Genomic DNA, 12,250 nt, shown 5'->3' with positions numbered 1-12,250 from the left:
CATGAACCTGACGCCCCGAGAAAAAGACAAACTGCTGGTCGCCATGGCCGCCGAGGTCGCCCGCAAGCGGCTGGCCCGTGGCGTCAAACTAAACCACCCCGAGGCGATTGCCTTGATCACTGACGCCGTGGTCGAAGGCGCCCGCGACGGGCGGTCGGTCGCCGACATGATGCAAGCCGGGGCCGAGGTGATCACCCGCGCGCAATGCATGGAGGGTGTGCCCGAGATGATTCACGAGGTTCAGGTCGAGGCCACCTTCCCCGATGGCACCAAGCTGGTGACCGTTCACAACCCCATTCGCTGAAAAAGGAACACTGATATGACCCGTATGCTCTTCCCTGCCCTGATCCTGGCCGGCCCCGCCGCCGCCCATAACGGCACGCATATCCACGCGCATGGCACGGACTATGCCGCTCTGGCCGTGGGCCTAGCGGTGGCGGCTCTGGCCGCCGTCGCCCTGATGGTGAAGCTGAACAAATGATCCCCGGCGAGCTTCTCCCTGCCGCGGGCGAAATCACGCTCAACCCGGGCGCTGAGCCAGTGACGCTGATGGTGGCCAATACCGGCGACCGCCCGGTTCAGGTCGGCTCGCATTACCATTTCGCCGAAACCAACCCGGCGCTGGAGTTCGACCGCGCCGCCGCCCATGGCCGGCGTCTGGACATCGCGCCCGGTACCGCTGTGCGGTTCGAACCGGGGCAGGCGCGTGAGGTTTCGCTGATCCCGATCAGTGGCGCGCGCAAGGTCTATGGGTTCAATCAAAAGGTCATGGGGCCGCTCTGATGCCAGCACAAATCAAACGCTCTGACTATGCCGCCATGTTCGGCCCCACCATCGGCGACAAGCTGCGGTTGGCCGATACCGATCTGGTGATCGAGGTCGAACGCGACCTGACCTCATACGGTGAAGAGGTCAAGTTCGGCGGCGGCAAGGTGATCCGCGACGGGATGGGCCAGTCTCAGGTCACGCGCGCCGAGGGGGCGGTTGACACGGTCATCACCAATGCGCTGATCGTGGATCATTCGGGGATCTACAAGGCGGATGTAGGCCTGAAAGACGGGCGCATCGCCAAGATCGGCAAGGCCGGGAACCCCGATACGCAACCCGGCGTCGACATCATCATCGGCCCCGGCACCGAGGCCATCGCGGGCGAAGGGCGCATCCTGACAGCTGGAGGATTCGACAGCCATATCCACTTCATCTGCCCGCAACAGATCGAAGATGCACTGCATTCGGGCCTGACCACCATGTTGGGTGGCGGCACCGGTCCGGCCCATGGCACGCTGGCCACCACCTGTACGCCGGGTCCCTGGCATATCGGGCGGATGCTGCAGGCCGCGGATGCCTTCCCGATGAACCTCGCCTTTGCGGGCAAGGGCAACGCCTCGCTGCCCGCAGCACTTGAGGAACAGGTCAAGGCCGGCGCCTGCGCGTTGAAATTGCATGAGGACTGGGGCACCACGCCTGCGGCCATCGACTGCTGCCTCTCGGTGGCGGATGCTTGGGACATTCAGGTGATGATCCACACCGACACGCTGAATGAATCCGGGTTCGTCGAAAACACCGTGGCCGCCATGAAAGGCCGGACGATTCACGCCTTCCATACGGAGGGCGCAGGCGGCGGTCACGCCCCCGACATCATCAAGATCTGCGGCGAGAACCACGTTCTGCCATCATCCACCAACCCGACGCGCCCCTTCACCGTGAACACGGTCGAAGAGCATCTGGATATGCTGATGGTCTGCCACCACCTTGACAAATCCATCCCGGAGGACGTGGCCTTTGCCGAAAGCCGCATCCGGCGCGAGACCATCGCAGCCGAGGACATTCTGCACGACATGGGCGCGTTCAGCATCATTGCCTCCGACAGTCAGGCCATGGGCCGCGTCGGCGAGGTTTTGATCCGCACATGGCAGACCGCCGACAAGATGAAGAAACAACGCGGTCGCTTGCCCGAGGAAACCGGCGAGAACGACAATATGCGCGTGCGCCGCTATATCGCCAAATACACCATCAATCCGGCCATCGCCCACGGCCTGAGCCATGAAATTGGCAGCATCGAAGAAGGCAAACGCGCCGATCTGGTCCTGTGGAACCCGGCCTTTTTCGGCGTAAAGCCCGAGATGGTCCTGCTGGGCGGCACCATCGCCTGCGCGCAGATGGGCGATCCGAATGCCTCAATCCCCACCCCGCAGCCGGTCTATAGCCGTCCGATGTTCGGGGCTTATGGCCGCTCGGTCGAGCATTCGGCGATCACCTTTGTCTCGGCCGCCGCGCAGGCCGACGGGATTGGCGATACGCTCGGGCTGGCGAAACAGACCGTCGCCGTGCGCAATACTCGCGAAATCGGCAAGCAAGATTTGCTGCTGAACGATGCAACGCCGCAGATCGACGTCGATCCCGAAACCTATGAGGTACGCGCCGACGGCGAATTGCTAACCTGCCAACCCGCCGAAGTGCTGCCCATGGCGCAGCGCTATTTCATGTTCTGAGACAGGAAGAAGGCCAAGATGACCACCGAAATCAAAACCGCCCGCATCTATCACGATCACCCCCACACCCCGGCCTATGCGCAGGTGTCACTGGACTATGACGGGCGCTTTCTGCGCCGCAAGATGCTGGCAACTGATGAGGGTGAGGCCTTTCTGGTCGATCTGGCCCAGACGAAATCGCTGGATCATGGCGGGGTTCTGGTGCTCGAAGACGGGCGCGAGATCGAGATCATCGCTGCCCCCGAAGACCTTCTGGAAATCAGCGGCGACCATCTGCTGCAACTGGCATGGCATATCGGCAACCGGCACACACCCTGCCAGATCGAAGCAGACAGGTTGCTGATTCAGCGCGATCACGTCATCCGCGACATGCTGATGAAACTAGGGGCCGACATCCGCGAAGTCGTCGAACCCTTTACCCCCGAAGGCGGCGCATATGGTCATGGCAGGACCCATGGACACACCCACTAACGCTGACATCCTGACGCTGACGCAATGGCTGTCCCCGGCCTATCCGGTGGGCGGCTTCGCCTATTCCCATGGGCTGGAGGCCGCGATCGAACAGGGCCGGGTCGCCAGCGCAGACCAGACAGGCGACTGGGTCGCAACGGTGTTGCAACATGGCTCGGGCTGGAATGATGCGCTGTTTCTTGTGGCCGCGTATGATGCCGCTGACGGGGCTGCTTTAACCCGGATCGATGCCACCGCCCGCGCCTTTTGCACCGGGTCAGAGCGGCTGATGGAGACCGACCTTCTGGGCCAGGCCTTCGGGTCCGTGACCGGAGATATCTGGGGGCTCGACCCGCAACGCCTCACCTATTCGGTCGCGGTGGGCCGCGCCGCGCGGATGCAGAACTTGCCGCGCCTGCTGGTGACACAGATGTTCCTGCAGGCCTTCACCAGCAATCTGGTCGCCTGCGCCACCCGCCTTGTGCCTCTGGGTCAGACAGAGGCGCAGCGGTTGATCCACGACTTGACGCCGCTCTGCGCCCATATCGCCGACACAGCGCAGCAGACGGGTCTGGATGAACTGAGCTCGACCGCCTTCCTGTCTGATATCGCTGCAATGCAGCATGAAACACAATATTCAAGGATTTTTCGAACATGAGCAGCATGAACGGCCCCCTGCGCGTGGGCATCGGCGGCCCGGTCGGAGCGGGCAAGACCACCCTCACCGCCGCCCTCTCGGAAGCCCTGCGCGACGTCTGTTCCGTGGGTGTCATCACCAACGACATTTACACGCAAGAGGATGCCGAGGCGCTGATGCGGATGCAGATCCTGCCACAGGACCGGATCATCGGCGTCGAAACCGGCGGCTGTCCACACACGGCGATCCGCGAGGATGCCTCGATCAACCTGGCCGCCGTGGCAGAGATGCAGGCCCGCCACCCCGATCTGGATGTGGTGCTGATCGAAAGCGGCGGCGACAACCTGTCGGCCACTTTCAGCCCCGAGTTGGCGGACCTGACGATATATGTCATCGACGTCTCCGCAGGCGAGGAAATCCCACGCAAGGGCGGCCCGGCGATCACAAAATCGGATATCCTGATCATTAACAAAACCGACCTCGCCCCCCATGTCGGAGCATCGCTCGACGTGATGGAGCGCGACGCCACGCGGATGCGAAAGGGCCGACCGTTCGTGTTTTCAGCCCTACGCCACCGAAAAGGCATTGATGCGATTGTCGGCTTGTTGGCGCAGCATGGAGGGCTGAAGACAGCGGCAGGTTCAGCTGCGTGATTTTTGTGCCGTCTTCACAGAATCCGCGCCCTCGAATGCGAACGTCCGCCCCTGTCATACTCCCACACGCGTTGTCAGAATTACGTTCGATCTGACAGCTTTTGAACGTCGCGCAGGACCGGGTCAATCCATCCGGGGTTTTCATCTGTCGCTGATAGCGCTTTTTGTGATCATTATTTAATCATTATGCGCACTACATAGATCAGCTTTCCGGACGCCCTGTTGGTGCACCTGGGCCCGGTTTGGGGCCTGTTCGAGCCTGCTTCAGTTGGACCACCAGAATAAGAGCACAGCCTTTCCGCTCAGGGTGCAGAAACCGCCCTTCGGGCCTATTGCACGGCTTTCTTCCCAGACATCGTATTTACCAAAGGACCGACCATCATTTCCCCGCACCCTTCGCCAACCCGCGGCAAAAGGAGCCAGAAGCGCCGAGCAGTAAATACGATCAAGACCGCCCTCACCCACCGCTTGCCCTTCCGATCAGCCTTTCGTCAACTCTTACCCGTGGGTAAGATCGTCCTCTTCCCACAAGTCCTCCAGCAACGCAGTAACGGCCCGCTCAAGTCTGGCGCGGTCGACGCGAGTGAAGTCGAGATCATATTGCACTTCGATCCGCCCGCTCGAGGCAGCGCATTTTGCGATCCCTGCCCTGCCCCGCACCTGGAACGTGGTTTTCGCGCGGCGCGGTTTGCCTGTCGACGCCGGGCGAGCCTTGGGTGTTGCGCCGCTCTCGGGCGTCAGGACGCCGCGCAGGATTGCAACCTCTCGTGCGCCGTCGCGGTCCGGTTCTCTCATCAACGCGGTGCTCAGGTGCTGAAGCAGCCCCGGATCGGAGTCCAGCTTCCGCTTGAGTTCGACCCCCACATTCCGAGGGATGTCATTGGGATGCATCAGCACCTTTTCCAACCGCGTCAGCAGGCTTGCAAAGGCGCGGATATAGCTGCGCTTGGTGTAGCTGGCAGATTTAAAAAGGGTCGACACGGCCTTGTCCACGTCTGCGCAGTTATTGGCCGGATCCTCGGCATAGGCCCGCGCCAGCGCGCCCATTTCCGCAAATGAGATATCCTTGCGGATCAGGTTCTCATCTACCATCCGGCGATAGCTGTCATCCAGCTCGGCCGCGTCAGAGATCCCTGCCGGAATGGTCGCATAGCGATCATCGCCCGTTTCCTCGAACAAGGCGCGATAGGCAGACAGTCGCCGCATCCCCTGCACAAGCTCGAACCGGCCATCGGCTCGGCGTTCAACCCGGATCGGGTTCGACAGGCCGATATCCCGGATCGAGGCTTTCAGCTCGTCCAACTCCGGGTCCGGCCCCGGCTTGCGGTCCCGGGCCAGCCGCTCGGTCAACACGTCCGCAAGCGCCACCTGCTCTGTCACCAGACCCTCGCCCCGTAGTCGGACCAGTTCATGGGCCAGCCGGTCGTTTTCGACACGGATCGCATCTTCGGTCGATTGCTGACCCCGTAGTGCGTCGGCGTTTTCCGAAATCGCCGCAGCCATCGGGCCGCGCCGCCGCTCGAGCACCTTGTCAGGCACCTTACCGACCGGGATATCCTCCATCGCCGGCACGTCGATATCAAACATTCTGCGCTTGCGGCTCATGCGTCATCCTCCAGCTTGTCCCAGGCCGACAGCATCACGCCCCGGAATTCGTCATAAACATTGTCAAAGGTCGAGCGCGCGCGGCGCCAGGTTTCGCGTGTCATCTCGCGGTAATCCATCTCGTAGACCGAACTCAGGAACCGGCCCGACTGCTCAACCGCGCGGGTCATTTCGACCGGGTGCTCGGCCAGGTGATCGCCAAAGACCTTGCGGAAGGCATCATACATAGCGGTATGCAACGCGTTGCCGGGCTCGTACCGGGTCAGCAGGAAGCGCAGTTCGCAGAAAGTCTTGGGTAAGCCGATCTTACCCGTGGGTAAGGTCTTGTCGAAGCCGTAGGCAAGGTCCTCGAGCGCTTCGGCCAACTGACCGATGAATGAGGTGGTCGAATCGTATTCCCAATACCCGGGTCCGGACGGGATATAAAGCATATCTGCGGCGAACACCGCGTTCATCGACTGGTAGCCGATGGCAGGCGGACAATCGAACAAGATCAGGTCATAGGCATCGTCAGGGATCTGATCCAGATATCGCGACACCGCAGCAAAGAACGACCATTCCGGGTTCAGGTGGCGATACTGTGCTGACGCGAATTCGACAAAGGCTGCATTGGCGCAAGAGGGTACTGCGTCGATCGTCGACCATGATGTCTGCTTGATGAAGTCCGAGATACGCAGATCACCAAGGCCCATATCGGTGATAGACGGGGGCAATTCGCGTTGGGGCAGGGCGGTCCCGGATTCGGCGGCGGCGGGGCGGTTGTTCATCCGCGTCGTCTCGCGGATCAGGTCACGGGCCATGATGCCCCAAACCGTATAATCCTCGGCCACATCAGTCAGCCCCATAGAATGGCTCAGCGTCGCCTGCGGGTCGAAATCAACCACCAGCACCCGATAGCCATCAAGTGCTGCCGCGTGGGCAAGGTGCAGCGCCACCGTCGACTTGCCTGCACCGCCCTTGAAATTCGCAACGGCGGCGCGGATGGCGCGTTTGCCAGCAGGGCGGGGCGGGGTGAGAGCCTTGCGATTGATCCGCAGCCTGCGGCGCAGCTCGTTCACCTCTTCCAGGCTGAACCAGCGCTGACGGCCATCCGGTTCAACCTCACCACCGGGCAGGGACGGGTCCGCAGCAAGCTTGCCGCGAAAAGTGGACTGATTCACCTTGAAGATCAGTTCGGATACCTCCCAGCTTGAAAAGCGGCGCAGGGTTTTCTCCATCTCGGGGCTGAAGGTCTGCTGGCGAATCCAGCCCTGTAGCTTCAGGGATTGGGTGCGCAGGTCGTTCAGGTCTTCGTGCGTATACATGCCTCAGCTCTCGTTCGTTGGACGCTATTTTTTATGCTTTCACTATTTACGCCCGATTTGCGCTTTTGGCAAAAGAAATTATTATGAGGAAGCAATGTTACCCATGGGTAAGAAAACAAGGCGTTGGCCCACCCGAACCGATTCGGAAACCGCTATGACCGTGGCAGAGCTCATACTGGTGTATCCGGACCATATTTAGGGGGACAACATTGCAAGTACGGCCCCATTTAGGGGGACAGCATAGGCTAATACGGGGTCATACAGGCTGTCCCCCATCACCATATATTCACCGATTTCTTTTTCTTTTTGAATGCCGATTGGGGTCCGGACCGAACGCTGGTGCAACGAAGTCTTGACAGAATCGAGCTATTGGACGCTAATCAGGTCACAATCATGAAAAGCGTTGGCAAACGACGTATTCGATGCGGGAACACCCCGCCTGAGGCACTAACGAGCGGTGAGGGCACCTATGCGGGTCGCGAAACCGGTCGGGCGCAATGCGCCCGCACTGAAGTACGATATCCTGTCGGCGTTGGCCGTCCATGCGTTGTCAGGCGACAAACACCGTCACCGCAGCATTCTGCGCATCATGACGCTGATCACGACCCGGTATAACTGGCGATCCAATGAGCTGTCGATCGGACGAGAGGAAATCGCGCGGTTGTGGTCAGTCAACGAACGCACGGTCAAGCGCGAGATGGCGCGGCTGCGCAGTGTGGGATGGATTGCCGTCAAGCGCCCTGCGGCCCGGGGGCGGGTGGCGGTTTATGAGCTGGATCTAAAACAGATCATGCTGGACACGGTCGAGGTTTGGCCCGTCATAGGGTCGGATTTTCAGGACCGGATGCAACAGGACCCGTCTCCGGATACGCCGAATACAAATGTCGTGCCATTTCAGACGAAGCCCGCTATGCCACCACCCGCAGGCGATGACGTCTGGGCGCAAGTGCAGTCGATCCTGCACGGGCGCGACCCCGAGCTTTGGGCCAGCTGGTTTCAACACCTCGCCGAGGCCGAGCGCGCAGGGGGCTGTGTGACGCTGATCGCGCCGTCGCGGTTCATGGCGGATTACATTGCGCAAAAGTGGTCGGCGCGCGTTCTGGCGGCTTATGGGCGGGTTGATCCGTCAGTCAGAACCCTGCGGATCGAGGCTGCCGAATAGGGCAGGGGCCAAGCGGGCTTGCTCATGCGGGGCGGGCAGACTATCTAGCGGCCATGGTTTTCCGGGTTGGACGCAATGTCTGGCCCAGCCTTTGGTCATTTGTGGAAGCGTGACTTGCTGAAGATCAAATCGAAATTGGCCGCCCTCGCCGACGAGTCGATCCTGTGGCGACTGCTGGCCGAGAATATGCGGGCCCAGATGGTGCCCTATATCGTTGCAATCATTGCGATGGTTTTTGTGGCCGCAACGACTGCGGCGGTTGCCTTCATTATGCGGGACGTAGTGGATTCGCTGTTTGACAGCGAAAACGCGGGCAAGATTCTGGGTGTTTCGCTTGCGGTTTTCGTCATTTTCCTGATCAAGGGGGTGGCGACCTATGTGCAAGTGGTGGCCCTGACACGGGCAGGGAACAGGATTATCGCGCAACAGCAGATCAGGCTTTATGACAAGCTGCTGCGGCAGGGCGTTTCGTTCTTCAACCTGACTGAAAGCTCGGACCTCTTGATGCAGGTAACCCAGTCTGCGCAAGCCGCGCGGATGGTGATCGAGATCATGGTGACCACCGCTGTGCGGGACACCCTGACGTTGATCGGGCTTTTGTTCGTGATGTTCTATCAGCAACCGATTTTGTCCCTTTTCACCCTGGTCATCGGTCCACTGGCGATCTGGGGGGTCCGCTCGCTGCTGCGCAAGGTGCGTGAGATTGCGGATATGGAACTGAAATCCATGTCGGCGATCATGAAGGTGATTCAGGAAACATCCGCCGGTATCCGGGTGGTCAAATCCTTCGGGCTTGAGGAACGTATGGCCGGGCAGATGTATACGGCTGTGAAAAGCGTCGAAAAGCGGCGGAATAAGCTGGCCCGCCTGCAGGCGGCAACCAGCCCGCTGATGGATATTCTGGCCGGTTTTGCCATCGCCTCGGTCATCGGTCTGAGTGCGGCCAACCTGTTTGGTTCGGCGGGCTCGACCCCGGGTGAGTTGATGTCTTTCGTCACCGCCCTGATGATGGCTTATGAGCCGGCCAAGCGCCTGTCGAAGGTGCGGGTGAAGATGGAACTAGGGCTGCGTCGTGTGAAGATGCTGTTTACCCTGCTGGACCAGCCCGAGACCCTGCCAGAAGAGGCCGACCCCAAGACGCTGCCGGACGGCCCGCGCCAAGTGGTTTTCGACCATGTCGATTTTGGTTATCGCAGCCGCGATCTGATCCTCAAGAACCTGTCGCTGACCTTCGAGGCTGGTCAGACCACCGCCCTTGTCGGCCTGTCTGGCGGCGGCAAATCGACCATCCTGAACCTCGCGCTGCGGCTTTACGATCCGATCAGCGGCTCGGTGTCGATCGATGGTCAGGATATCAAGTTCGCTTCGTTCGAGACCCTGCGCAAAAATATGTCCTTTGTCGGTCAGGAGACTTTCCTGTTCTCGGCCTCCATCGCAGACAATATACGTTTTGGCCGCGAAGGAGCCTCGCAGCAGGACGTGATTGAGGCGGCGAAGGCGGCCAATGCCTATGAGTTCATCATGGGGCTGGAGGATGGGTTCGACACGATGGTCGGCGAAAACGGGGCTTTCCTGTCCGGCGGACAGAAACAGCGCCTTGCCATCGCGCGCGCGCTGTTGCGCGACAGTCCGATCCTGCTGCTGGACGAACCCACCAGCGCGCTGGATTCGCGATCCGAACATCTGGTGCAGGAGGCGTTGAACCGGCTCACCAAGGGGCGCACCACGATCATCGTGGCGCACCGGCTGTCGACCATCATGCACGCGGACAAGATCGTCGTGATCGAAAGCGGCGAGGTTCTGGAGCAGGGCACCGCGGCGCAGCTGCTGGAACATGAGGGCCCGTTCAAGACGCTCTATGACCATCAGTATTCCAAAGCAGTCAACGCGGAATGAGCGTGGCATTTGACCGCCAGCAGCCGGACGCCTCGGTCATCATTCCGACCTATCAAAGCTGGGACCAGTTGCAGCTGTGTCTGGACGGGCTGGCGGCGCAGAGCGTCGACCCGTCGCGGTTCGAGATCCTTGTGGTCAACAATGACCCCGGCGATCCGGTGCCGGACAGCCTGCGTCTGCCCGTTAACGCCCGCATTCTGGCCGAACCGAAGCCTGGCTCATACGCGGCGCGCAACCGGGGCATCGAGACGGCATCGTCCGAGCTGCTCTTCTTCACCGATTCCGATTGCCAGCCTGACCCGCACTACCTTGAGGCCGGGCTGAAGATCGCCGCAGACCACCCCGAAACCGGCCGCTTCGGCGGTAATGTGGTGCTGATTCCAAATGGCGACGACTGGACGACGACCGAGCTCTATGACGCTTATCTGGGTTTGGAACAGCAGAAATGGGTCGAACGCGGGCGGGCGGTGACCGCTAACCTGATAGTCCGCCGTCCGGTGATGGAACGGGTGGGATATTTCAATGACACGGTGCTGTCGGGCGGCGACATGGAGTGGAGCGACCGGGCCAAGGCCGCGGGCGAGCCGATCCTGTTTGCTGCAGACGCCATTGTCCGCCACCCTGCGCGCGGCAGCCTGAGCGAGCATATCACCAAGGCCCGCCGCATCGAAGGCGCCCGCCTGCGCCGCAATGCGCGCCGGGGTCTGGTGAATTACATTCCGCCGATCCACAAGCTAATCCCATCCTTCAAGACCCTCAGGATGCTTCTGAGGGCCCCGGACCTGTCGGCAGGGCAGGCCTTTGGTGTCTGGGGCGTCCATTATGTGCTGCGTGTCGTGAAGATCACTGAGACGGTGCGGCTGCTGTGGCTACGGCGCCCGGATCAGCGGAAATAGGGACGAGAACGCGGCTCGATGGGTGCTGCGCATTTTTGTGGTATTATGCGTATAGTGCGGGGCGGTCCCCATCTCTGCGCAAGTTGGTCGGTTTGTCCCAAACTCTGGAAATCGGTTCTGTCGCAGACTTTTCTCCACTTGTCAGGTCGAACGTACTTTTGTTCGCGCGTGCTCGGATAAGAACGGAGCAGACCATGGCGATCTTATTCAAGGGTGCGCATTTTTCGAGGTAAGTGATCTTGTACGCTGTTTACTTCTATCTCCGATATGACGCTTCATACTGCGATCTGGAGGCAATCATGGCAGAGTGTGGGGTTAACCTGGACTACGCGACATTGAACCGCTGGGTCAGCCGGTATGCCAGTCTCGTGGCTGAAGCTGCTGGGTATCGCAAATGCGCCACAGATCGCTCGTGGCGCATGGACGAGACCTATGTGAAAGTGAAGGGTAGTGGGTTTACCTCTATCGCGCTATCGACAAATACGGCAAGACACTGGACTTCATGCTATCCAATCGTCGAAACAAGGCTGCTGCGACGAGGTTCTTCGCCCGCGCGCTCGAGGCGAACGGGTTGCCGCTTAAAATTGTCATCGACAAGAGCGGAGCAAATACAGCTGGGATCAAGGCGATCAACAAGATGCTCAAAGGCATTGGGTGCCCTTTACCGATCGAGTTGGTTCGAACGAAATATCTCGATAATATCATCCAACAGGATCACCGGTTTATCAGACGTAGAATCCGTCCAACGCTGGGATTCAAATCTTTCGCTTCAGCCGCATCTGTCCTTGCAGGCGTAGAACCGGTCAACATGATCCGCAAAGGGCAATTCACGCCCGGACTCCGACCGTTTCAACAGTTCGCGCAATTGGCAGGATAATCGGCTCTCCTGCTCAACATACATTGCATTCTAAGAAATTCGCGACAAAACCAAAAGACCTGCCTCCCCAGAGGCTCCCCCATTCACAACAAAAGACCGCGAACTGCCTCGGTCAGCTACCCTAGATGCTTCCCCTCTTTGTCTGATTGAGGTTTCCCGCCGACAAAGACGGCCTTGATACCTTTGGTGTCCGTCGTCAGAGTTTGTGGAACTAAAGGCGGCCTGAACTAAGAGAGAGTTTGGCTCATCTGTTTGGCTTGATTATGCGGCGTGTTTGC

At 60.1% G+C, this 12,250-nt stretch carries 12 protein-coding genes and 1 pseudogene; 11 read left to right on the top strand and 2 right to left on the bottom strand.

From position 1 onward, the window contains the following. Position 1 precedes the first annotated feature (1 nt). The 7 genes from ACR0J1_RS19190 to ureG are packed head-to-tail and all read left to right on the top strand — an operon-like array spanning position 2 to position 4,232. On the top strand, positions 2 to 304 hold the full coding sequence (locus ACR0J1_RS19190) for an urease subunit gamma (RefSeq protein WP_152460019.1): 303 nt from the start codon (positions 2 to 4) through the stop codon (positions 302 to 304). Between the two features lie 15 nt (positions 305 to 319). After that, positions 320 to 481, top strand: coding sequence for a hypothetical protein (locus ACR0J1_RS19185; protein ID WP_480734315.1), 162 nt, complete (start codon positions 320 to 322; stop codon positions 479 to 481). Beyond that, positions 478 to 783 (top strand): urease subunit beta, encoded by a 306-nt coding sequence (locus tag ACR0J1_RS19180; RefSeq protein ID WP_480734316.1) that lies wholly within the window; start codon positions 478 to 480, stop codon positions 781 to 783. The genes ACR0J1_RS19185 and ACR0J1_RS19180 overlap by 4 nt, the downstream gene beginning before the upstream one ends. Continuing rightward, positions 783 to 2,492 carry an urease subunit alpha gene (gene ureC, locus ACR0J1_RS19175; protein ID WP_480734317.1) on the top strand — a complete coding sequence of 570 codons (1,710 nt, stop codon included), beginning with the start codon at positions 783 to 785 and terminating at the stop codon, positions 2,490 to 2,492. Before ACR0J1_RS19180 ends, ureC begins: the two co-directional genes overlap by 1 nt. A gap of 18 nt (positions 2,493 to 2,510) precedes the next feature. Then, positions 2,511 to 2,963 carry an urease accessory protein UreE gene (gene ureE / locus ACR0J1_RS19170; RefSeq protein ID WP_480734318.1) on the top strand — a complete coding sequence of 151 codons (453 nt, stop codon included), beginning with the start codon at positions 2,511 to 2,513 and terminating at the stop codon, positions 2,961 to 2,963. Continuing rightward, positions 2,947 to 3,600, top strand: coding sequence for an urease accessory protein UreF (locus ACR0J1_RS19165; protein WP_480734319.1), 654 nt, complete (start codon positions 2,947 to 2,949; stop codon positions 3,598 to 3,600). Before ureE ends, ACR0J1_RS19165 begins: the two co-directional genes overlap by 17 nt. Beyond that, complete coding sequence (gene ureG, locus ACR0J1_RS19160; RefSeq protein WP_480734320.1) at positions 3,597 to 4,232, top strand: urease accessory protein UreG; 636 nt, start codon at positions 3,597 to 3,599, stop codon at positions 4,230 to 4,232. Before ACR0J1_RS19165 ends, ureG begins: the two co-directional genes overlap by 4 nt. A 498-nt stretch (positions 4,233 to 4,730) precedes the next feature. On the opposite strand, the gene ACR0J1_RS19155 is transcribed toward ureG, so the two are convergent. Then, complete coding sequence (locus tag ACR0J1_RS19155; RefSeq protein ID WP_480734321.1) at positions 4,731 to 5,837, bottom strand: ParB/RepB/Spo0J family partition protein; 1,107 nt, start codon at positions 5,835 to 5,837, stop codon at positions 4,731 to 4,733. After that, a complete protein-coding gene (locus tag ACR0J1_RS19150; protein WP_480734322.1) occupies positions 5,834 to 7,141 on the bottom strand; it encodes an AAA family ATPase in 1,308 nt (435 codons plus the stop codon). The genes ACR0J1_RS19155 and ACR0J1_RS19150 overlap by 4 nt, the downstream gene beginning before the upstream one ends. A 469-nt stretch (positions 7,142 to 7,610) precedes the next feature. On the opposite strand from ACR0J1_RS19150, the gene ACR0J1_RS19145 reads away from it, so the two are divergent. From ACR0J1_RS19145 to ACR0J1_RS19130, 4 genes and pseudogenes are all read left to right on the top strand, one after another. Next, positions 7,611 to 8,303, top strand: coding sequence for a DnaA N-terminal domain-containing protein (locus ACR0J1_RS19145; protein ID WP_480734323.1), 693 nt, complete (start codon positions 7,611 to 7,613; stop codon positions 8,301 to 8,303). A gap of 114 nt (positions 8,304 to 8,417) precedes the next feature. Next, entirely contained in the window at positions 8,418 to 10,199 is a 1,782-nt protein-coding gene (locus ACR0J1_RS19140) for an ABC transporter ATP-binding protein (RefSeq protein ID WP_480734324.1), read from the top strand. After that, positions 10,196 to 11,095 (top strand): glycosyltransferase family 2 protein, encoded by a 900-nt coding sequence (locus tag ACR0J1_RS19135; protein WP_480734325.1) that lies wholly within the window; start codon positions 10,196 to 10,198, stop codon positions 11,093 to 11,095. The genes ACR0J1_RS19140 and ACR0J1_RS19135 overlap by 4 nt, the downstream gene beginning before the upstream one ends. 233 nt (positions 11,096 to 11,328) lie before the next feature. Beyond that, positions 11,329 to 11,972, top strand: a pseudogene (locus ACR0J1_RS19130) (IS6 family transposase). Positions 11,973 to 12,250: the final 278 nt, after the last annotated feature.

Source organism: Ruegeria sp. CJ3 (assembly GCF_056536725.1).
The sequence above is the reverse complement of the archived record's forward strand: the minus strand, read 5'-3'. Positions and strand labels throughout refer to the sequence as shown.

Excerpts from the sequence above, each read along its gene's own strand:
- ACR0J1_RS19190 (WP_152460019.1), top strand. The coding sequence starts at position 2 with ATGAACCTGACGCCCCGAGAAAAAGACAAACTGCTGGTCGCCATGGCC.
- ACR0J1_RS19185 (WP_480734315.1), top strand. The coding sequence starts at position 320 with ATGACCCGTATGCTCTTCCCTGCCCTGATCCTGGCCGGCCCCGCCGCC.
- ACR0J1_RS19180 (WP_480734316.1), top strand. The coding sequence starts at position 478 with ATGATCCCCGGCGAGCTTCTCCCTGCCGCGGGCGAAATCACGCTCAAC.
- ureC (WP_480734317.1), top strand. The coding sequence starts at position 783 with ATGCCAGCACAAATCAAACGCTCTGACTATGCCGCCATGTTCGGCCCC.
- ureE (WP_480734318.1), top strand. The coding sequence starts at position 2,511 with ATGACCACCGAAATCAAAACCGCCCGCATCTATCACGATCACCCCCAC.
- ACR0J1_RS19165 (WP_480734319.1), top strand. The coding sequence starts at position 2,947 with ATGGACACACCCACTAACGCTGACATCCTGACGCTGACGCAATGGCTG.
- ureG (WP_480734320.1), top strand. The coding sequence starts at position 3,597 with ATGAGCAGCATGAACGGCCCCCTGCGCGTGGGCATCGGCGGCCCGGTC.
- ACR0J1_RS19155 (WP_480734321.1), bottom strand. The coding sequence starts at position 5,837 with ATGAGCCGCAAGCGCAGAATGTTTGATATCGACGTGCCGGCGATGGAG.
- ACR0J1_RS19150 (WP_480734322.1), bottom strand. The coding sequence starts at position 7,141 with ATGTATACGCACGAAGACCTGAACGACCTGCGCACCCAATCCCTGAAG.
- ACR0J1_RS19145 (WP_480734323.1), top strand. The coding sequence starts at position 7,611 with ATGCGGGTCGCGAAACCGGTCGGGCGCAATGCGCCCGCACTGAAGTAC.
- ACR0J1_RS19135 (WP_480734325.1), top strand. The coding sequence starts at position 10,196 with ATGAGCGTGGCATTTGACCGCCAGCAGCCGGACGCCTCGGTCATCATT.